Here is an 18,928-nt window from a genome sequence, read left to right on the forward strand (position 1 = left end):
ATAAATTTCATACATAGATCGTTCCCGTTATTATTCCCAAGAAAAGGATCATAGGATGAGAAAGAAAAAGCGTTCCTTACAGGGGAAGACTCTTAACATGAATTGTCGACATTCCCCTATCATCAGGTAAAGTGGGATGGGCGCCTAGTGTGACGCTTTATCCACCGTCAATCGCCATATAATCAACACCCAAATCAATTAAATGAATAATGTCTTCTTCAATTTTCCCCACCTGCCCCCATTTTTATACCCATCGGAACTCCGTTTGATATGTTCTGCAGTTCCTTCCCCTTGTTTAGATGCTATCAAGCACTTTCCTACAGCCAAATGCATTCTCTCTTTCATAAGATGCCAGAGCAGAATACTTATTCATTGCCTTTTCTACATTTAGAAACATTGTTAAAAGTAAATGGTGTTGGACTTTACCCTGCTTCATCGGGCATGGGAGAATATTTTCTAAGTACTGATAGCGCTTGGTCTTTATCCATTAATCTTCACCTCTATTTTAATGTACACGGTATCTTTTTATGGCATCAATATTTGTTTGAAAAGATAACAAGCAGAGTATTGTAGCTTTAGAATAAAGTTTGATTAAATCAATACTAATAACCTTGATATATGAACATATTGTAAGTTCACGTTTTGAAAAAAGATTGATAAAAAGTTATTTTTATTGTATTTAATAGGAGATTCTTTTATAAAAAAGTTTGATCATTTTTAATAATACTTCTTCAACTAACGCACCCGTTAGTTTAATATTTCAATAAATCAAGTACAATTCTATTTTTTACGTAAAAACAACAGTATAATTTAACATAGCCTAAAATAAAATTCACAAAAATGTCACTTATGTAAAAAAATTTGGACATATATAATTACATTTATCTCTAAAAGGAAGGATGTTTTTATTTGCCTAGTAATAAAAAAGAAGGCATTATTTTCGGACTATTTATGTGTTTTGGAATGGTTCTTATTATGTCAGTTTATAACACAGCTTTACACGGATTTTCATCGTTTACTGTAGGGATTGCAGTGATTCAATTTGTCGTAACACTTATCATCGCTTTTATCGCAGAATCATTAGTTGAACCGAAAGCGCGTAAAATTGCATTATCACTACCTTATGACAAATCGAAAGAAATCAACTTTATTGTGGCGCTTGCTTTTTGTATGGTCCCTACAATGGTTCTTATTATGTCAGTATACGGACTTATTTTAACAGCGTTAATGATAGGAATTGAAGGTTCAATTTTCACAGCATACCTTAAAACAGTTGGTCTAAATTTTATCGTGGCGCTTCCATCACAGTTACTAATTGTTGGACCAATCTCACGTTGGCTATTAGCTAAATATATTAAACCATCGACGCAAAAGCCAGAATTAAACACGTAAAAACTGAAGAAGTGATTTTTATCAAACATTATTATAAATTATCGATCTTTATTTAAAATGATCAATCTTTGTTATAAATTATCAAACTTTTTTCAAAGGCTATAACAAGAGATTCTTGCATTGATGTATAGGGATAATAAAGTTGTTTATTTTTAATCTAATAAAAGTTAAGCCTTCCATTCATTAATCGAATGGAAGGCTTTTAAAGTTATTTCATACACAAGTATAGTAGCGATTTTTGCTACACTGGATGAAGAATAAAGTTGTTTAATTTTGGTTAACAAATGACCGAAACTGTTGAGTATCTTATCATACAAAAACAGCGGGAACCAAATGGTTCTCGCTGTTTTGTATGTTATTTAATTGGGACTTTCATGAATCGTTTTGGAAATGTGATTGATTTATTGTCGCTAACAAATGTTGAGCCTAAAAGAAGCGCTCCACCAAGCATTTGAACAGCTGTCATTTGTTCTTGCAAGATAACAGCAGAAATCAGGATAGCTACGAATGGATCTACATAGCTGAGCATTGCAATGCTCTGTCCCTTTAGTTTTTGCATCCCTGAGAAATTGAACATGATGGCATTCACGAAATAAGGTTCGCGAATATTCCAATAGTAGAGGGTTTACGAAGTGTTGTTTGTTAACAAGATGTTATATGACATACCCGAAAACCCAATTTCACATTTTCCTATACTGTGACAAGGTGTTTTTTGTTTGGAAGGAATTTGTAACTTTTTAATAGAATAATTATGAAGATGATCAGATAACAAATTTTTACACATAAGGAGATAAGACTATGGCAAAAAACAAATTACTAAGAATGGACAATGTCGGCATCGTTGTAGAATCCCTTGATGACGCAATCTCTTTCTTCGAGGAGATTGGCTTGAACCTCGAAGGGCGAGCCACTGTCGAAGGTGAATGGGCTGGTCGCGTAACCGGATTGGGTTCTCAGTGCGTAGAGATTGCTATGATGGTTACCCCAGATGGCCACAGCCGACTTGAACTTTCGCGATTTCTCACCCCACCTACTATATCAGATCACCGGACTGCTCCTGTAAACGCCCTCGGTTATCTACGCGTCATGTTCACCGTTGAAGACATTGACGAAATGGTATCCAGACTCACTAAGTATGGTGCTCAGCTCGTTGGCGAAGTGGTTCAGTACGAGGACTCGTATCGGCTCTGCTACATTCGTGGAATCGAAGGACTTCTAATCGGTTTGGCGGAACAACTCGGTAACAAATAAGTAAGTGACGTTTTATAAAAAGCCTTTACTGAAATATACATTACTGAAGTAAAAATATTTGAAGAAAATTCTTATTCAATAAAAGGGCGCGATTGTTGAACAAGAAGTAAAGGAGTGATACATATTAGTCATTGACTAATATGTATCACTCCTTATTTTTTATGGCTTTTTTTGATTTAGGTCTTGATAAATCATATTAAACGACTTTATTGTCTGATTACACAAGAATCTAACTCTTCAATTCTATAAAGTTCGATTTCGGCAAATGTTTTTTACTAAACAATCTCCATGTTTCCCCATACTGTGTCTGGTTTTAAAACAAGCCTAACAAAAAAACACCTTGAAACGGCGATCTAACCGTCTCAAGGTGTTTATATATTTTATAAAGATAAATCAGATGACTCTGGAACAACTACAGGCTCACCTGCTTTTAATAATACTTTGTTTCTTCCTAATAACAGGCCAAGTACTAACATAAGCACTCCCGTACCCACTAGAATCCATTCAACTCTTACTACATCTGCCATAGGGCCGAAAATGAGCATCCCTATCGGCATCATAGATGTAGCAATCATCCCAAATACACCAAATATTCTACCTAAGTAATCACCCTCGACTCGCTCTTGGATTAGTACAGTCGTCGGTGTATTGAAGACTGGCATTGACACTCCGAATATCGCCATGAAGAGTAAATAAGCCCAAAACATTGGCATAATCCCTAATGCAATCGTACAAATTCCCATTATAATACTGGCAAGTGTCATCGTATGCACCTTGTTTGAAAAACCTCCCCACCAAGCAATAATACCTCCGCCTGCCATCATTCCAATCGAAAAGGCTATTTCAATTGCAGTTAATCGCCATACATCATCACCAAAGCTCCGAGTCACTTGTAATGGAGTTAAAAATGCGGCCGGCGCCATCAAAACAAAAAACAACGCGAAATACAAAAAGAACTTTTTCAAAAAAGCATGGTTATTAATATATGTTAAACCTGCTTTAAAATCATTAAGATAGCTTGTCGTTTGTACCTCGGATGCCTTTGCATGTACCTGAATTTTTAAGAATACGAGCAAAGTTACGATTGCTATAGCTGCAGTGACCACATCTATAAAGAAAATGATTTCTAATGAAGCCATCGTCAGCAAAGCCGCACTCACCATAGGAGACACGAACATAATAATAGCCTGTATACTTCCGTTAGTTCCGCTTACCTTCGTCAGTTTATCCTCTGGAACAATTTGCGGCAAAATCGCCCCTACCGCTGGACCTTGAATCCCTGTTCCTATCGCTCTAATAGCTGACATAGCAAACAGTAGCCAAACAGCCTCATATCCCATTAAAAAGACAATTGCCATTACGAGAGTTGCAGCAGCAATCAGTCCGTCCGATAAGATAATGAGTACCTTTCGATTGTATCGATCTGCCCATACTCCGGCAAAAGGCGATAAAATAAAAGTAGGGATGAATCCACATAATATAAACAGTGTCATCATCATTCCTGATTGTGTAGTAAGTGTTATATGCCACATAATCGCATATTGAACCAGTGAGGAACCAAAAAGTGATATCGTTTGGCTGCTTAAAAAGATAATAATATTCTTTTTCCAATTTTCATATTCCGTATTCATCTTCTTCACGACCTTTTCTGTATATTTCCTACAATGAAAAGTAAATGGTTAAGGTCTTTTTTTGCCTGAATCGAAAAAGATTAGATAAATCACTATTTTTAGACAACAAAAAAAGAGGGTAGATTCACCCCCTCTTTTTTGATAAACGTAAAATAAAGTTTTCCTAAAGAGACAGACTAATCCCATTTACTCCACACTTAGGCAGAGCCCTTGACCATATTCAATTAACGGTTCAAAGTTTGGATTCTAAGTCTCATAGATGCTGTCAAAAGGAAAACCTCCATTTCTTTAAGTAAATTTCATTTTACCATAGCTTTTTTTACTATTCAATAAATGCTATTTAGCTTTATATTTTTTAATAGTTAGGAATATATGTGATAAATAAAAAAAACGAACACCCTTGAAATCAAGGGTGTTCGTTTTTTGGATGATTTGAATGCAACATAATTCTATTTATGTTACATTTGATATATTAAATAACTTTCGTTTCATCTTTGGAGATCAATAAAATTTTGCCTTCATCCAGCCGTTGCTCATACGCCACTGCTTCGGCTGAACTCAAACCGATTTCCTCCATTTTAGCCCGGAGTCTGTCGCCTTTGCCCCGAAACATATTTTTCATGGCTGTTCCCAAGCCTGTTTCGTCGATGCCAATTTTTTCTGCGTCCGACCTGTCGGCTACTTCATCTATGACACCTCCGTCATGAGCTATTACATATACTTTCTCTTCTGCTACGCCTCGTGTGTGCAGGCTGTTTGCTGCCTGAACGGCTTCCCCAATTGTCTCGTATTCTCTTACTTTTGCCATTTTTATCGCTCCTTTTTAAATCATATATATTCCATCCACTAGATAAAAGGGCTTTTGATGCATAGGTTTGTTTATTGTTGTTGTTCCTCTTCTGTAGGATCGTTTTCTGGATTAACCTGGTCATCTACTTCACCGTCATCGATGCCGTTATCCTGATCAACCCCATCATTTACACACTGTCTTCATTCGTAGGGTCATTTTCAGGATCTAGCTGTCATCTACTTCGCCATCGTCAATTCCATTGTCCTGGTCTTCTCCATCTCCACACCCGGCTAGCCCCCCAAGTGTTAAAGTTGCAGCCATTCCACTAACAATGAATTTCTTTTTCCAATTAAAATCCATCCTTACTTCCTCCTTTGATTCGACGAATTATTACATAAACTACCCTTCGTCCTGAACTTTAAACTTCGCCCTAAACTTTAAACAAGGAAGAATTCTTCAAAAAAAGCCTTTAGATTTACAATTCTAAAGGCTTTTTTGATGCGACATACTTTCTATTATGTTGCATTTATAATGAGAAAACATATTATTATTATTCTCTAAAGCCCCCCGTGTAATGACCCCAAGGTTCATAAATACCAAAATTTTTTTCAACAAAAGAGGGTGTTCTAAGTGAGAAGAAGATTTCTTCAATAAATACAGCTAATATCAATAGTGCTAATGATAAAAACGAATATCCTTTTATTTTTTTACTCACTTTATTCCCTACCCTTCTTTGTTATCTATGTATGCCTTTATTATGAATTTTGCTTTGGATCGCTAACCAATTTTCCTACTTTATATTATCACCAATAACCAAAAATGTTATTTTTTATAAAATAAATCCTCAAGGAATTCAAAGATTCTTTGAGGATTTATTGGGGATACAACAAAATTGTATAAAGATAATAATGTTGTTTAATTTTGATTAAGAAAAATAAGAGCATTACTACACTTCATCTATAGCAAGGCTTTAAAAGTTGTTTAATTTTAAATCAATCTAATGCACCCGTTACTTTAAGCATAATATTTCACAAAGTTAAAATTTCTTTTTTGATATCCTAATTACCTTTAAACAAGAATCCGTTTATAACCATATGTTTAGTGCCTCGCATCTAAAAGTAATTTTATCTCTTTTATTTGTTTTATGTGTCGATGCTCATGCAAATATATCTGTTCAATCCATTGATCAAGAGGTAATTCACCAAAAGCAGGATGCTTCACTGATTTTTCCGCCAATATGGATTTATCTTCTATAGTACTAAGAAAAGTCATCAAATTTTTTCTCGAATCGTTTAACAAATCAATTATTTGCTGAACTTCAAATGGTTCTACATCTGGTTCAACGATTTTTGGAGCTTTAATCTTTTTCGTTCTATCCAATAATATAAGGTGAATATTTTTACGTCCTTTTTGAGTACTATCAATCTCTTTTAATCCCCATGCAATAGCCTTTATAGATGCCTCTTCCACTAAAACTAAGTGATGGCAAACTTGTGCTATACTCCATTTATTCATATCAGGCTTACTATTAAATTGAGCATCACTTAATAAAGTAATCTCCTTTATTAGGTTATTTCTCGTTTCATACAGATTGTCATTTATTAATTTATTCATGAGATTTATCCCTTCACCAGAAAGTGCGTACTTAGATTCCTATTCTATATATACTCTCTACGATGCAGAATATACTCCACAAAAAACTTTATATTAATTAGATATCGGTTGTTTTATTTATTTGTTTTACACAATCCTTGATAGTATCAATGACTACAGTAGGCTCTGATAGTTGTGGAAAATGACCGCTTTTTTCAGCGACAATATGTTTGCTATTTCTTGACAACGAAAGTAATTCTAATTGATTATCTAGTCGTTCTTTTCGAACTTTCTCTGGCATCATTCGATTTTCTTGTCCACCTGTAATTACATATACAGGTATTTCGGGAAAAGAGTCCATTTGATGAATTTGGTTCACAGTTTCTTTCACAAAATTAACTTCATTGAATTGTTTATGGGAGGACAAGGAATCAAACATTTTGAACACCATATTAATTGCTTTTACTGTCTTACCTTGATATTCATTAAGGCTTAAATCTTTCGGATGGCTGGATTCTAGAAAGACAATTCCTTCTACTTCATTTGGGTAGAGTCGGGCATATAAATTTGCATATAGACCACCTAGCGAATGTCCAACTAATAAGAATGGAGGTACAAATCCCACTATTGTTAATGCTTCACGTAGAGTTCTAACAATTGTTATCCCATCTTGGGATTCTTTCGGTTTATCGCTACCTGTAACACCAAAACGATTGTAGGAAAATACTGATGATGATTCCGAAATTTCTGGTATTATTTTCATCCAACCTTCTATCGGTCCCGAACCACCGTTAATCAAAACTATATTTGGTTTCCCGTTTCCGCTAATATTATATTGTAACTTCCCTTTTGATGTTTTCATTTTATGTTTATCTACTTTCAATGGTAACACCTCATTTTTTTAATTACGTTTGTTATAAACTATTTGTTTCACAATATTATCGTTGGGCTTTTATGATTCCTTATTCAACTAACCTGCTCCGTTAGTCGATTAAGAAAAATCCTGTACACAACAGGATTTTTGTGTTCAATTACAATAAAGTTGTTTAATTTTAAAATCCTTATCATGCATAAAACCGTTCAAAAACTTGAACGGTTTTTAAGATCGTTGATTAAAAATCTTCGAACTGTACTTATTTCATTCATAATGAGTAACAATAAAGTCTTTTAAAATACAAATTATAACATAAGTCAATTATTTATCTCGTCCACTATACTATTGATTAGAGCGATAAGCGCTTGCTTAGTGCTCTCGTCTGTTACTGTAGCATTATCATTCAATTTGATTCGGACAGATGGAACTAGCAACGATCCACTTTTAACAACAGTAGTATCTAACGCACCCAGCGTAAGCAATAAAGATTCATGCGCTCCGCAATCGACAGAGAAGCCGTTATAACAGCCACTGGTTGACGAAAATCCAACGACTTTAATTGCACCGGCTTAATTTGTAAGACACCACTTCATTGTTATATACGTCATAAATAACCGACAAATAAAAACGCTGTTGATTAAAGGGAAGATAGGTAACGTCCGTTAACATTTTTTCGTTGGGACGAGTGGCATGAAATTCTCGATTTAAATGATTCCCTGATACGACACACGCTTCTTTTTTAAAGCATCGATTCCTTCTTCTTTATAAGCTCTCATCACCTGAGTCGCATGCATATTAAACTGATCAGCTACAGGCCGATATCCTCCTAGTTCCCCCGATAAATAGAGTTCGACTGTTTGTAATTTAACCTCTGTAGAATAGGTTTGTTTTTTGGCCATTTCAAAATCCCCTCCAAGTAAACAGTGCCGTTGCTTTCTTACAACTGTCTACTTAAGGGGGGCATATCAATTTCGTATGTTGCATAACTTGAATACAATCAATCCCATACAAGTCGAGGTGAAACATGTATTTGTATCCTTTACATTATCTTGCATTAGGGGATTCCTTAACTGTTGGTGTAGGTGTTCCAACTTTTGACCAGGGATTTGTTGAACATTACGTATGTTTAAGTAAACAAACCTTAAAAAAGTGTATTCAATATAAGAAATATGCACGGTCGGGAGCAACAACCGGCGATGTTCTAAATATGCTCAACTCTCCAATCGTTACAGAATATGTAAAATATGCAGATGTCATTACTATAACTGCTGGAGGGAATGATCTATTAAATGCCGCTAAAATATTTATGCAAACTGGAAATGAAAAAATTATTTCTAATGTTCTTGAACAATCTCAGAATAACTATTCCAGCATAATGAAAAGAATTCATCACATGGATAAACAAAAAGATTTTATAATACGACTAACTAATTTGTATAATCCATTCCCAAATATCCCTATGGGTGAAGAGGGTATTAAAACATTCAATTCACTTATTGACAATTTCAGTCAGTATAAAAATGTAAAAGTAGCTGATATCTATAGTATATTTAAAGGAAATGAAAAAGCTTTATTAACAAGGGGTGGAATCCATCCTAATAGTAGAGGATATTATCAAATGGCTTTAGCTTTTCATAAATTGGGATATTTTCCGCTGGCACGTTAAGGAACTTGGATCAGCATAGATCTATCGAGTTCCTTAGCTGCTTGTTAAGAAAGTCGGTTTTTAAATTTTTAAAACAATGGATAATTCAATTATAAAAGCACCTTTTTAAAAAGGTGTTTTGCTTTTCTTATTAAAAATATTTTCGAAAACAACATAATATCATTTCTGTAAAGGTTATGGTGCAAATATGGTATTCATTAAAAAAAGACGTATGAAACCTTATGAGAATCGCTAGTCAAACTGATAGACCAAACAATTGATGGATGAACGTTATTTGATTTTGGACAGAGTTATCCCTTAGAAGGAGTTGCTTCTTTTTCAGCATATGCATCGCTTCCACTCCATAAATAATCCGTTTAGCCGTTCGGAAGGACTTCAATCCTAACATAGAACGAACTCGCTTCTTGATAAAACGATGATCCTGTTCTACGATATTGTTTAAATATTTCTTTTGTCTGAGTTGCATGCCTGACGGCATGCTTTTTGTTTCTTGTAAGGCTTTGATGGCTAGAGGATAAGCAGGGTTTTTATCCACTGTTATGACACGAGGTTTCGAAACATGAAAAGACCGCAAGGCTTTCTTGAAAAAGCGTTTTGCAGCCTTGTAGTCTCTTGTTTTGCTTAGGTGAAAATCGATGGTGTTTCCTTTCGAATCGGCAGCACGATACAGGTACATCCATTGACCTTTTACTTTGACATATGTTTCATCGACTCGCCAGGAGTCATTTGTTTGCTTGAGATGACGTCGTACTCGTTCATCTAATTCCGGTCCATATTGATGAACCCAACGCATAATCGTTGTATGAGCCATCGATAAGCCCCGTTCTTCCATCATCTCCACCATATTACCAAAGCTCAAGTTGTACCGCAGGTACCACCTCACTGTTAACAAAATAATGTCAGGCTGATAATGTTTCCACTTGAATGAACGTTACTTTTCCATACTGATCACGCACCTTTTTTAAAGTAATAGTATCAGTATGTCCAAGATTTAAAGATGATTTGCAACTGTCCCTAAGTTTTTGCACCAGAACCTCTTAATGTATTCAATTGAATTATTCTTTTATAAAAAAGTTCTATCATTTCTATAATCCTTATTCTATTAAAGCGCCCGATAGTTAAAGAATGAAATTAAAGCTTTTCCCTAGGTGATCCGTTCTCAAATTCAAATTTAGCTGTCTGTGCAAAATTTAGACCCTTAGCGAGCCACGAAACCCCCTGGCGGCATAGTAGGATTCTGCTCCATTGTGATACACGAAGACGTGCCCGAAGCGACAATCGCAAAAAAGGGCACCGCCGAGTTCTCTAATATCAGAGGATGTTTGCACCCAACTCGACGTTTTCATATCGAAATTTTCAAGTTTCTGCAACGCTCGATATTGTTCTTCCGTTAATAATTCAATGCCCATGGCAGTTGCCATATCAATCGCGTTATTTTCTGGTTTATGTTTTTTTCTTGACTCCAGCCCTTCACGGTCGTAACAAACACTTCTGCGACCTTTAGGACTTTCCGCTGAACAATCATAAAAAATGTATTCGTCCTTCTTTTTATCATGACCAACAACATCCGGTTCACCGCCAGTTCTTTCCATTTCATTGAGCGACCACAGTTTTTCAGTATTAGCATCCAGCTTTGCTTGGACTTTAGCCCATTCAAGACCTTTATGGCGGTGCATGTTTTTCTCAAAACGGGCTTTTAATGCTCTGAGTAATTCTTCACGTTGTTCTAGTGACAAATCCTTTTTATTGCTGATGTTATTTCTCTTTGTCATGTTAGTTTCCCCCTTATTGTTTTTACTCCTAATGGTTTAAGTATATATAAATATTTGTTTTATAATAAATCGTTTAAATAGCTGTGTGAATTCAGTTTACAATAAATTATATGATTAAGAAAATCCATTCCTCCACAATCTGGCCCTTTAGTGGAGTAACTAAAATATGATCTCATTCCTACAATCACTTAATTTTTATTAAACTAACGCACACTTTAACTTTAGCTAAAATAGAGCGCCTTTCGGAATTTCCTTCTTCGTAATCCTTATATGCTAGACTTTGTTACAGAGTTCTTTGAATTTTTGTAATGAAATAGCAACCTATACCTAGTGAGTCCACTTCTTTAGATAGAAAAAGCAGAGGAAATCACTCCTCTGCCTGCAACCAATTGGCCAAATGTTCAAATGCAACTGAATTCGTGAGCAGTCCGTCGTGGTTACAGCGGCACTAGGGTAGTACCGATAATAAAGCTCGCTGCCGTTGCGAGTGGCATAGGACTGAAGCTTGGGAACGGGGTATTGGAACGGATTCATGTACACGGATAGATCTCCTCCTAATTCATATTTTAATAAGCAGTCGATCTCGAATGTTAGTTGTTGCTTTATAAATTTGTTCAACTTCCTCTTTAGATAAAACTTGTACCTTTTTTCTTGGTTCTTTTAGTTTTAAGATATTCTTGTTTGAAGGCTTATCTTTATTAACATGATAGAGAAAATCCTTATACCTTGTACGACCTCCAGTAAATACTTGCTTCATCAGCTTTTCTATCATGTCATTTTGTATTTCTTGATTTCGATACAAATAATCAAAGTACTCCTTTAGGGCATAACAGTATGTTTTTAGTGTATTGCTGCTCTTTCCTGTTGCATCTAAATACTTCAGATACTTCATTACAGGGACTACTGGCATTCCATCTTTATCAAGAAGCATATATCTTTTCTTATTACCATCAAGTAATACTTCCTGTACTTTCATAATATCCTCCACCTTAAAACATGGGATCATAAAACAAACATATTAAACTAGAAATTTTTAGTATAGTTTATAATTCTAATATGTATTAAAAAAGAGGATATTAGCTTATATATTGAACTAATTATCCTCTAATAATCATAGTACATTTAATTTATAAATTATCGAACTTTTTTACAAATTATCAGACTTTATTTTAAATCAACACCTTATTCGATGATTCATCGTTAGAAGCCTTATATTCAAGTGTCCCTGTTTACTTCCCTGATGAGTTTCATGTGTATGAGGCTGATGAAGAATATCCAACCGTTGATGACTTGGCTGATACCTATTACCTCAGAGGAAGCTGCCTATGTACGTTCGCTTTATAAACATTGTGACTTTATTTTAAATCCACAATAATGATTTACCAACATCAGAATTAATTAATAGGTTATTTGATCTTTTCCCAACAATAGGATATGGAGATTCACAATATATAGAGCTTATTAATAGAACTAGATGAGCCCACTTGCCATACTTTTAAAGAAATTTATTGAACAGTTCACCAATACAGTGTAAAAAAGCTAGACCTCTTATTCCGTAATCGGGTGCTTTTATGAATTAATTAAAGTCTAATTTCTCACTTACAACAATCGAGAAATTGGGCTTTTTATTTTAGATTTTCTTAACGTTGTAAATCCGCATTTTCCTGACGCTACCCTATCGCCAACATTTCGGAAATTTTGTATGCTAAGCATATTCTAACTTAAAAAAGCCGATTTCCTTCTATTTTTGAGGAATCGACTTTTTTTATTTGTCTTACTCAAATAACGCTTCTTTCGTTCAATAAGAGTATATTATTTTTGATATTGCAAAAGCCGACAATCGCTTATTGAAGACGTGTTAAAAGCATGATTATAAAATATTTATTTGAATTTTCAGAAAATAATGAGCGTTTTTAATTTAAACTAAAATAAAAAAAGGATTGTAGAAATCTTACAATCCTTTTGATCAACATTTTAACTTAACTACGAATTGTTTTTAATGCACCGCTCCATGCAATCACTTGGTCAAGCATGCCATTCACATTATCAAGGTGTAAGTCAGCTGGTTTGAAATTCGTTCCGTTTTCAAAGTCTGTAAATAATGACAATGTTGGATGTGTACGAACGTCTGCAACGAGTAATTCGCCTAAGATTCCACGCAAATGCTCAGCGGCACGAGCTCCACCTGTTGAACCATAGCTTACGATACCTGCTGCTTTATTGTTCCATTCATCACGCGCTGAATCAAGTGCATTTTTCAATGCCCCTGTAATGCTATGATTGTATTCTTGAGCAATGAAGACGAATCCATCTAAGCTAGCAAGTTTTTCTGACCAAGCTTTGATTCCTGGTTCATCACCAGCCGTTGTAAATACAAATGGTAAATGGAAGTCTGCGATATCAACGATTTCATAATTTGCATCTCCACGTTTGTCAGCAATTCCTTTTACCCATTCTCCTACTTGTGGACTTACACGTCCTTGACGAGTGCTTCCTAAAATAATTCCGATATTTAATTTTGTCATTATTTTTTCCTCCTCAGTAATTGATCTACCAAATAATTTTTTTAAAAAATCCATTTCGTACACCATACCTTGTCTCGAAGTTGTGAATTTTCTATTACGATTCATCACTCTTCACATATTTTCCCTTATTTTGTTCAATTAATTGCTCTGTTTAATAAGATGAGGTAGCATTTTCACTAAGTAATCAAAAGAATTAGCAAACCATGTTGATGTATATTTTCAATTTGGACTTTTCATTTATTTAAGCTTGCTAGCACCCAGCCCAATCCTTTTCATGAGATCCATTAACTGTATCTTTTCCTCATTACTTATAAAAGACAAATTTTCGGATATTACTCCTACGTGTTTAGGAAAGATTTCTTTAAATAAACTTTGTCCTTTATCAGTGAGAACCACATTTGAAGCTCTGCGGTCTGTTGGACTTGGTTCTCTTTTTACATATTCTTTCTTTTCAAGCTTATCAACTACATAAGTGATGCTTCCGCTAGGAATAGACAATTTTTCACTAATTTTTTGGATGGTATGAGGTCCTTTATTGTAAACAAGTTCAAGAATCATAAAATTCTCAGGACTGATTCCATAGCTTTCTACATCTTTTGTAACATTATCAAAAATTGTTTTACTCGCCTTTAGCCAGATTCGGAAAAGCCTTAAATCAATCTTACTTTGTTCATCTCCTTGATACATTCACCGATCCTCCTATTACTTCAACTTGACATAGGTAATAACAGTCATTACCTTGGTTTTCTGTATCAAGGATACTCAACTTCTGTCGGCACTTCAATTAAAAAAATTCTAAGTTCTTGATCTGTAGCTTGAATGGACATTTCTCCGCCCTGTCCTGAATGAACCATAACAAAATCTTTATGCGCAAAACTGATCGATTGATTTGTATTTAACAAATATGAACCCTCGCCCCTAATGGCTAAACCAGCTAAATTTTATTTATTTTCTATTTATCCAAGCAATGGGCCAAAATTCAATAGTAAAACTACCAACCCTAAGATTAACAGAATGATCGGCATCATCATTTGTTGTACATTGTCATTTATTTTAATATGAGTAAATACGGCTCCGACCATCGTTGCCACAATGAACAATCCGCCCCAAGCAGCCAATGTCTCATTCCAAATACCTGCAATAACTAAAGCAGCCGAAATGACTTCTACCAATCCTGTGACTACTCTAAACCACCCGGGATAACCATATTGCTTAAATCCTTCCACCATTTGCTTTGAACCGAACTTCATAAATCCAAACGTTAGGAATCCTATTCCTAATATGACTTGAAGAATAATTGATAAAACACTCAGTATTGATCTCTCCTTTTATCCTAAAATTATTTATCCTACAACAAGGATAAATTAATCCTAACATTAGGACATGTATGTGTCAATAAAAAACAACTCAATGTAGTTTTTGAGTTGTTCAGTAGTTATTTACTATTAATCATTGTTTTTTTGGGATTCTTTATGCAATCTATTACGTTCTGCCTGGCGGTTATTGCGACTAAAGGCGAATGATCAAGGTGAGCATTGGCGACACCGGTAATCAAGCTGGTTACCCCAGGCCCAAGCGTAGATAAACAAATTCCTGGTTTCTCTGTAATTCTGTCATATATGTCTGTCATAAAGGCTGCACCTTGTTCGTGTCTTGTTAACACAAATTGAATCGATAACTTTTGTTGCTTCGGTGAGGTAAACCGTGTTCCAAACGCTTATCGCATTAATTAATATGTTTAAAGCACTTGCTCGCTGAAGCTGGTCTTGTAGTGCTCTTTCCCTGAGTTCGCCTCGTTTTCCAAAAAATAAGGCTCTGGCTAAGGCATTCATAGCCTCTCCTATGTTTAATCCTCGTTTAAATTCACCATTAAACATTGTTGCTATTAGCAAAATATTCACGAGTATCTTTGCGCGATTGTGGGGTTAATACGCGATCAAGCTCTTCATTCAACCAAGTAAGTGACTTGTTACGCAGAACATTGCGCATACTCTCTTCTGCTTCGAGCATAGCTAAGTTAATCACACAGGGAGAAGCTAGAGCGCATGTTGCATAGTCTTCATCACGGCATAGATAGCTATTATTTTTGATGTTCTTACATTGAAAAATAGGAGTAGCACCTTCAACAGCTTCAACTACATCCCAAAAAGAAATATCCGCAGGAGACTTGGCTAATTTATAGCCTCCTTTTACACCCGAGACAGAACTTACGATACCGGCTTTTGTTAATTTACTAAAAATCTTCGAAAGATATGTCTCGGAAACACCTTGAAAAGCGGAAAGTTCTTTAATCCCAATTGTAGAATCAGGAGGAATATCAATTAAATATACCAAGCAATGCAGTCCATATTCAACGCCAATACTATACTGCATCCAAACACCTGCTTTCTAGATATAAAGATTGTTATTAATCATCTTAGGTGGATTTAAAGCCCTTGTCAAATATGATTATTTTCAGCTAAATGACTCATGATTTTTGGTTGACAGCCATAAATTAAAGAGTTATATTATAGCCATAGTATATCGTCGATTTATATTGTCGACGATATACTTATAGAGGCAAGATCAAATTTATTATTCACGGAGGAGATTACTATGAAGGTTAGATTAAATCATATCAGTGCAAGCCCAGGTGCTTTGCAGGCGATGATGAAGCTGGAAGGGTTTATTAAGACAAGTGGGTTAGATGCAAAGCTATATGAATTCATTAAAATCAGAGCATCACAAATTAACGGGTGTGCTTATTGTATGGACATGCATACACGGGATTCGCGGAAAATGGGCGAGACGGAGCAGCGGATTTATTTACTTAACGCGTGGCGCGAAGCACCCTTTTATTCCGACAAAGAAAGAGTGGTGCTTGAGCTTACGGAAGCTGTAACCCGTATTTCCGAGCAAGGTGTGCCGCAGGATTTGTATGAAAGAGTTCGGGCACACGTGGATGAGGCAGAATATGTGGCAATCATTATGGCAATCAATACCATTAATGCATGGAATCGAATCGCCATCTCCACGGGGATGTTCCCTGAAAAAGAGTAAAGAGAAGCTTACTGAGAATAGTAAAATTCTATAAGAAAAGCTTTAGAATAGCTCTTACAATTGTATGTCCCTTGAAGATACCGCGGCCGGTCTTCATGGCAAACCTATGTAATGAGCACCGCTAATCATTTAAATTTAGGTACTAGTTAACCTCAAGGAGAAATCAATCATGTCAACCGTTTTATACGTAACCGCACACCCACTAGATAAGAGTGAATCCCATAGTTTGTCTGTAGGCCACGAGTTTATCCAAGCCTACCATGAAGCAAACCCTAACGATGAAGTTATTCATCTAGATCTATATAAAATGGATATCCCGCAATTAGACGCTGAAGTGTTAAGTGGCTGGGGCCAATTGAGAAGCGGCAGTTCTTTTGATCAATTGAGCGCGGGTTCTCAGGCTAAAGTGGTTCGTTTGAGTGAACTGGTTGATCAATTTCTCGCTGCAGATAAAATCGTCGTCGTCAATCCAGTTTGGAATTTCTTATTCCCACCTGTATTGAAAGCTTATATTGACGCCATATGCGTAGCCGGAAAAACAGTTAAATATACGCCAGAAGGCATTATTGGCTTAGCTTCTGACAAAAAACTGCTTCATATTCAAGCTTCCGGCAGCGTGCTCTCCGAGGGACCAGCGGCAGGCTTCGAATTCAGCCACCGATACTTGACAGCTGTATCCAAATTCATAGGTATACCTTCAATTGATGTTATTTATATCGAGGGCATGGGAGCTGCACCAGATCAAGCACTTACGATTAAAGAAAAAGCCATTCAGCAAGCGCTCGAACTAGCCAAAAGCTTCTAAAGTTCGTGAAGTAAATTCAAATTTGAAGTAAAAAAAAGGAATGGGGTGTGACAATGATTCAAATATTTCCAGTATCATCCTGGCACCATGCTGTATTTGGTTGGTTAAAAAGTAACCTGAGTTTCTCATTTGCAGATTACCATGATCCTAAAACGACGAGTTTTGGACTCATGCGGGATTTGAATGATGACTTTGTATTAAGTCTTCGTGTTTTTGGGATACACCTCCACCAAAACATGGAAGTTGTATCTATCGTTCTGGAGGGCCAGTTAGAACACAAAGAAGCATCATGAAATACATTTTATTTGTTTTAGCTGGGGCATGTAGCTTCGGTTTATTATCTACTTTTGTAAAGAAGGCTTATGAGTCTGGTTTCCATGTCGACGATGTCGTCGGCAGCCAAAACCTTTTCGGTGTAATTATGCTGTGGACGTTGGTATTCGTGGCCGCGAAATCCGCCAAGCAACCCGCAGCGTCGCAAACATTTAATGTAACAAGGCGTCAAGCGCTATCGCTCATGGCCGTAGGAACGACGACAGGCTTAACGGGAATGCTTTATTATGCAGCGCTCCAGTATATTTCGGCTTCATTCGCGATTGTCTTGCTGTTTCAATTTACGTGGATGGGTATCTTGTTGGAAGCAGTAGTTGAACGAAAACGTCCTGGTAAAGATAAGATTTTATCGCTCATCATCTTGTTTGTGGGGATTATTATGGCAAGCGGCTATTTGGGCGGGGGCCAGGAAGCAGTTTCCTGGATAGGTGTTACGCTTGGCTTGTTGGCTGCTGTTACCTATGCGCTCTTCATTTGGTTTAGCGGAAAAACAGCCAAACAAGTCGTTCCGATCACACGAAGCGCGATTATGCTGTCTGGCTCGTTTATTCTCGTTATGTTGGTGTTTCCACCGCATTTTCTTATAAATGGCTCTTTGCATGAAGGGCTTTTGCCTTGGGCGCTGCTGCTGGCTCTCTTCGGTATCGTCATTCCGCCGTTGTTCTATGCCATTGGCGTACCGCGTGTTGGCGGCGGATTAGCTACAATCTTGAGTGCAGCTGAACTGCCGACGGCCGTCATTATGTCGTACGTCGTACTGAATGAGTCCGTCAACTGGCTGCAATGGCTTGGTGTGGGGATCACGATGTTCGGTATTGCCCTGCCTGAGCTTATGAAGCGCAAGAAGAGTCAATCCGAAATTGCCTGCACACTATAAAGAACTGATCAAGCGTCAGGAACAATAAGGTGACGGCTGGCGAAGCGGCATTAAGCCGATTCGACGTAAGATCGCCGTAATCAGGAGGAGATTGGAAGATGACTGCAGACAACCACTATAAAATTACGCCCTAGGAGCCGATCCCGTCGGGCTTCGTACACGATACGACTGCGGTGGAGGCGCTTGGCGGACGCGATCTGAGCGGTAAGACCGCCATCGTGACCGATGTCTTGAGGCAAATAAACCGGTTCTTTAGAAATCCTTAAGAACGTTTATTTTGCAAGATACTTACCTATTAGAAAGTAAAATTATAATCAGTGTATAATATGCTTTTTTCTAAATCTAAATGAAAGTAACCATATTATTATTAACAAGAACGA

The 18,928-nt window shown here is 36.4% G+C and carries 22 protein-coding genes and 5 pseudogenes; 8 read left to right on the forward strand and 19 right to left on the reverse strand.

Going from position 1 to position 18,928, the window contains the following annotated elements:
- The first annotated feature begins 909 nt into the window (after positions 1 to 909).
- Complete coding sequence (locus A3M5_RS0107780; RefSeq protein ID WP_018393203.1) at positions 910 to 1,392, forward strand: DUF2798 domain-containing protein; 483 nt, start codon at positions 910 to 912, stop codon at positions 1,390 to 1,392.
- 355 nt (positions 1,393 to 1,747) lie between these two features.
- On the opposite strand, the pseudogene A3M5_RS24600 reads toward A3M5_RS0107780, so the two are convergent.
- Positions 1,748 to 1,960 (reverse strand): annotated as a pseudogene (locus A3M5_RS24600) (EamA family transporter); the annotation flags it as partial.
- A 230-nt stretch (positions 1,961 to 2,190) separates the two neighbouring features.
- On the opposite strand from A3M5_RS24600, the gene A3M5_RS0107790 reads away from it, so the two are divergent.
- Positions 2,191 to 2,643, forward strand: a complete 453-nt coding sequence (locus tag A3M5_RS0107790) for a VOC family protein (RefSeq protein ID WP_018393205.1) — start codon at positions 2,191 to 2,193, stop codon at positions 2,641 to 2,643.
- A gap of 380 nt (positions 2,644 to 3,023) precedes the next feature.
- Here A3M5_RS0107790 and A3M5_RS0107795 read toward each other — a convergent pair whose 3' ends face one another.
- From A3M5_RS0107795 to A3M5_RS0107820, 8 genes and pseudogenes are all read right to left on the reverse strand, one after another.
- Positions 3,024 to 4,274 carry an MFS transporter gene (locus tag A3M5_RS0107795; RefSeq protein WP_018393206.1) on the reverse strand — a complete coding sequence of 417 codons (1,251 nt, stop codon included), beginning with the start codon at positions 4,272 to 4,274 and terminating at the stop codon, positions 3,024 to 3,026.
- A gap of 472 nt (positions 4,275 to 4,746) precedes the next feature.
- Positions 4,747 to 5,082, reverse strand: coding sequence for a YflT domain-containing protein (locus A3M5_RS0107800; RefSeq protein WP_018393207.1), 336 nt, complete (start codon positions 5,080 to 5,082; stop codon positions 4,747 to 4,749).
- A 207-nt stretch (positions 5,083 to 5,289) separates the two neighbouring features.
- Positions 5,290 to 5,424: a hypothetical protein gene (locus A3M5_RS26430; protein ID WP_018393208.1), complete on the reverse strand. Its 135-nt coding sequence runs from the start codon at positions 5,422 to 5,424 to the stop codon at positions 5,290 to 5,292.
- A gap of 190 nt (positions 5,425 to 5,614) precedes the next feature.
- Positions 5,615 to 5,779 (reverse strand): hypothetical protein, encoded by a 165-nt coding sequence (locus A3M5_RS25305; protein ID WP_155894684.1) that lies wholly within the window; start codon positions 5,777 to 5,779, stop codon positions 5,615 to 5,617.
- 383 nt (positions 5,780 to 6,162) lie between these two features.
- A complete protein-coding gene (locus A3M5_RS0107810; protein WP_018393209.1) occupies positions 6,163 to 6,678 on the reverse strand; it encodes a DinB family protein in 516 nt (171 codons plus the stop codon).
- A 97-nt stretch (positions 6,679 to 6,775) separates the two neighbouring features.
- Positions 6,776 to 7,540 carry an alpha/beta fold hydrolase gene (locus tag A3M5_RS0107815; RefSeq protein WP_018393210.1) on the reverse strand — a complete coding sequence of 255 codons (765 nt, stop codon included), beginning with the start codon at positions 7,538 to 7,540 and terminating at the stop codon, positions 6,776 to 6,778.
- Between the two features lie 308 nt (positions 7,541 to 7,848).
- Positions 7,849 to 8,075 (reverse strand): annotated as a pseudogene (locus A3M5_RS26610) (flavoprotein); the annotation flags it as partial.
- A gap of 160 nt (positions 8,076 to 8,235) precedes the next feature.
- The gene (locus tag A3M5_RS0107820) at positions 8,236 to 8,430 is read right to left on the reverse strand and encodes a helix-turn-helix domain-containing protein (RefSeq protein ID WP_018393211.1); all 195 of its coding nucleotides are present in this window, start codon (positions 8,428 to 8,430) and stop codon (positions 8,236 to 8,238) included.
- Positions 8,431 to 8,555: 125 nt separating this feature from the next.
- Here A3M5_RS0107820 and A3M5_RS0107825 point away from each other — a divergent pair, with 125 nt between their 5' ends.
- Positions 8,556 to 9,197, forward strand: coding sequence for a GDSL-type esterase/lipase family protein (locus A3M5_RS0107825; protein ID WP_026221626.1), 642 nt, complete (start codon positions 8,556 to 8,558; stop codon positions 9,195 to 9,197).
- A 235-nt stretch (positions 9,198 to 9,432) separates the two neighbouring features.
- On the opposite strand, the gene A3M5_RS0107830 is transcribed toward A3M5_RS0107825, so the two are convergent.
- From A3M5_RS0107830 to A3M5_RS22530, 3 genes and pseudogenes are all read right to left on the reverse strand, one after another.
- A complete protein-coding gene (locus tag A3M5_RS0107830) occupies positions 9,433 to 10,095 on the reverse strand; it encodes an IS6 family transposase (RefSeq protein WP_231373273.1) in 663 nt (220 codons plus the stop codon).
- Positions 10,096 to 10,387: 292 nt separating this feature from the next.
- The gene (locus A3M5_RS0107835) at positions 10,388 to 10,969 is read right to left on the reverse strand and encodes a DUF4256 domain-containing protein (protein WP_018393214.1); all 582 of its coding nucleotides are present in this window, start codon (positions 10,967 to 10,969) and stop codon (positions 10,388 to 10,390) included.
- Positions 10,970 to 11,531: 562 nt separating this feature from the next.
- Positions 11,532 to 11,945, reverse strand: a pseudogene (locus A3M5_RS22530) (site-specific integrase); the annotation flags it as partial.
- 394 nt (positions 11,946 to 12,339) lie between these two features.
- Between A3M5_RS22530 and A3M5_RS25310 the strand changes: the two are divergent.
- Positions 12,340 to 12,447: pseudogene (locus A3M5_RS25310) on the forward strand (AraC family transcriptional regulator); the annotation flags it as partial.
- A gap of 501 nt (positions 12,448 to 12,948) precedes the next feature.
- Here A3M5_RS25310 and A3M5_RS0107845 read toward each other — a convergent pair.
- From A3M5_RS0107845 to A3M5_RS0107875, 7 genes and pseudogenes are all read right to left on the reverse strand, one after another.
- Positions 12,949 to 13,548 (reverse strand): NADPH-dependent FMN reductase, encoded by a 600-nt coding sequence (locus A3M5_RS0107845; RefSeq protein WP_026221628.1) that lies wholly within the window; start codon positions 13,546 to 13,548, stop codon positions 12,949 to 12,951.
- A 183-nt stretch (positions 13,549 to 13,731) separates the two neighbouring features.
- Positions 13,732 to 14,181, reverse strand: a complete 450-nt coding sequence (locus tag A3M5_RS0107850; protein ID WP_018393217.1) for a MarR family winged helix-turn-helix transcriptional regulator — start codon at positions 14,179 to 14,181, stop codon at positions 13,732 to 13,734.
- Between the two features lie 65 nt (positions 14,182 to 14,246).
- A complete protein-coding gene (locus A3M5_RS25315; RefSeq protein ID WP_018393218.1) occupies positions 14,247 to 14,396 on the reverse strand; it encodes a hypothetical protein in 150 nt (49 codons plus the stop codon).
- Between the two features lie 54 nt (positions 14,397 to 14,450).
- Positions 14,451 to 14,810: a DoxX family protein gene (locus A3M5_RS0107860; RefSeq protein WP_332455484.1), complete on the reverse strand. Its 360-nt coding sequence runs from the start codon at positions 14,808 to 14,810 to the stop codon at positions 14,451 to 14,453.
- Positions 14,811 to 14,929: 119 nt separating this feature from the next.
- Positions 14,930 to 15,124: a thiamine pyrophosphate-binding protein gene (locus A3M5_RS0107865; protein ID WP_026221630.1), complete on the reverse strand. Its 195-nt coding sequence runs from the start codon at positions 15,122 to 15,124 to the stop codon at positions 14,930 to 14,932.
- A gap of 43 nt (positions 15,125 to 15,167) precedes the next feature.
- Positions 15,168 to 15,353 (reverse strand): annotated as a pseudogene (locus A3M5_RS0107870) (Tn3 family transposase); the annotation flags it as partial.
- Positions 15,354 to 15,363: 10 nt separating this feature from the next.
- Positions 15,364 to 15,867, reverse strand: coding sequence for an RrF2 family transcriptional regulator (locus A3M5_RS0107875; RefSeq protein WP_018393221.1), 504 nt, complete (start codon positions 15,865 to 15,867; stop codon positions 15,364 to 15,366).
- 222 nt (positions 15,868 to 16,089) lie between these two features.
- Here A3M5_RS0107875 and A3M5_RS0107880 point away from each other — a divergent pair, with 222 nt between their 5' ends.
- From A3M5_RS0107880 to A3M5_RS0107895, 4 genes are all read left to right on the forward strand, one after another.
- Entirely contained in the window at positions 16,090 to 16,533 is a 444-nt protein-coding gene (locus tag A3M5_RS0107880) for a carboxymuconolactone decarboxylase family protein (RefSeq protein ID WP_018393222.1), read from the forward strand.
- A 169-nt stretch (positions 16,534 to 16,702) separates the two neighbouring features.
- On the forward strand, positions 16,703 to 17,338 hold the full coding sequence (locus A3M5_RS0107885; RefSeq protein ID WP_018393223.1) for an FMN-dependent NADH-azoreductase: 636 nt from the start codon (positions 16,703 to 16,705) through the stop codon (positions 17,336 to 17,338).
- Between the two features lie 53 nt (positions 17,339 to 17,391).
- Complete coding sequence (locus A3M5_RS0107890; RefSeq protein WP_018393224.1) at positions 17,392 to 17,631, forward strand: pirin family protein; 240 nt, start codon at positions 17,392 to 17,394, stop codon at positions 17,629 to 17,631.
- Positions 17,628 to 18,548 (forward strand): EamA family transporter, encoded by a 921-nt coding sequence (locus tag A3M5_RS0107895; RefSeq protein ID WP_018393225.1) that lies wholly within the window; start codon positions 17,628 to 17,630, stop codon positions 18,546 to 18,548. The genes A3M5_RS0107890 and A3M5_RS0107895 overlap by 4 nt, the downstream gene beginning before the upstream one ends.
- Positions 18,549 to 18,928: the final 380 nt, after the last annotated feature.

This window comes from Bacillus sp. 37MA (assembly GCF_000372765.1).
GTDB classification, from domain to species: domain Bacteria; phylum Bacillota; class Bacilli; order Bacillales; family Domibacillaceae; genus Domibacillus; species Domibacillus aminovorans.

Coding starts and splice junctions, on each gene's coding strand:
- A3M5_RS0107850 (WP_018393217.1), bottom strand. CDS start 14,181: ATGTATCAAGGAGATGAACAAAGTAAGATTGATTTAAGGCTTTTCCGA.
- A3M5_RS0107865 (WP_026221630.1), bottom strand. CDS start 15,124: ATGACAGACATATATGACAGAATTACAGAGAAACCAGGAATTTGTTTA.
- A3M5_RS0107820 (WP_018393211.1), bottom strand. CDS start 8,430: ATGGCCAAAAAACAAACCTATTCTACAGAGGTTAAATTACAAACAGTC.
- A3M5_RS0107835 (WP_018393214.1), bottom strand. CDS start 10,969: ATGACAAAGAGAAATAACATCAGCAATAAAAAGGATTTGTCACTAGAA.
- A3M5_RS0107885 (WP_018393223.1), top strand. CDS start 16,703: ATGTCAACCGTTTTATACGTAACCGCACACCCACTAGATAAGAGTGAA.
- A3M5_RS0107880 (WP_018393222.1), top strand. CDS start 16,090: ATGAAGGTTAGATTAAATCATATCAGTGCAAGCCCAGGTGCTTTGCAG.
- A3M5_RS0107875 (WP_018393221.1), bottom strand. CDS start 15,867: ATGCAGTATAGTATTGGCGTTGAATATGGACTGCATTGCTTGGTATAT.
- A3M5_RS0107825 (WP_026221626.1), top strand. CDS start 8,556: ATGTATTTGTATCCTTTACATTATCTTGCATTAGGGGATTCCTTAACT.
- A3M5_RS0107810 (WP_018393209.1), bottom strand. CDS start 6,678: ATGAATAAATTAATAAATGACAATCTGTATGAAACGAGAAATAACCTA.
- A3M5_RS0107890 (WP_018393224.1), top strand. CDS start 17,392: ATGATTCAAATATTTCCAGTATCATCCTGGCACCATGCTGTATTTGGT.
- A3M5_RS0107795 (WP_018393206.1), bottom strand. CDS start 4,274: ATGAATACGGAATATGAAAATTGGAAAAAGAATATTATTATCTTTTTA.
- A3M5_RS0107895 (WP_018393225.1), top strand. CDS start 17,628: ATGAAATACATTTTATTTGTTTTAGCTGGGGCATGTAGCTTCGGTTTA.
- A3M5_RS26430 (WP_018393208.1), bottom strand. CDS start 5,424: ATGGATTTTAATTGGAAAAAGAAATTCATTGTTAGTGGAATGGCTGCA.
- A3M5_RS0107800 (WP_018393207.1), bottom strand. CDS start 5,082: ATGGCAAAAGTAAGAGAATACGAGACAATTGGGGAAGCCGTTCAGGCA.
- A3M5_RS0107845 (WP_026221628.1), bottom strand. CDS start 13,548: ATGGATTTTTTAAAAAAATTATTTGGTAGATCAATTACTGAGGAGGAA.
- A3M5_RS0107790 (WP_018393205.1), top strand. CDS start 2,191: ATGGCAAAAAACAAATTACTAAGAATGGACAATGTCGGCATCGTTGTA.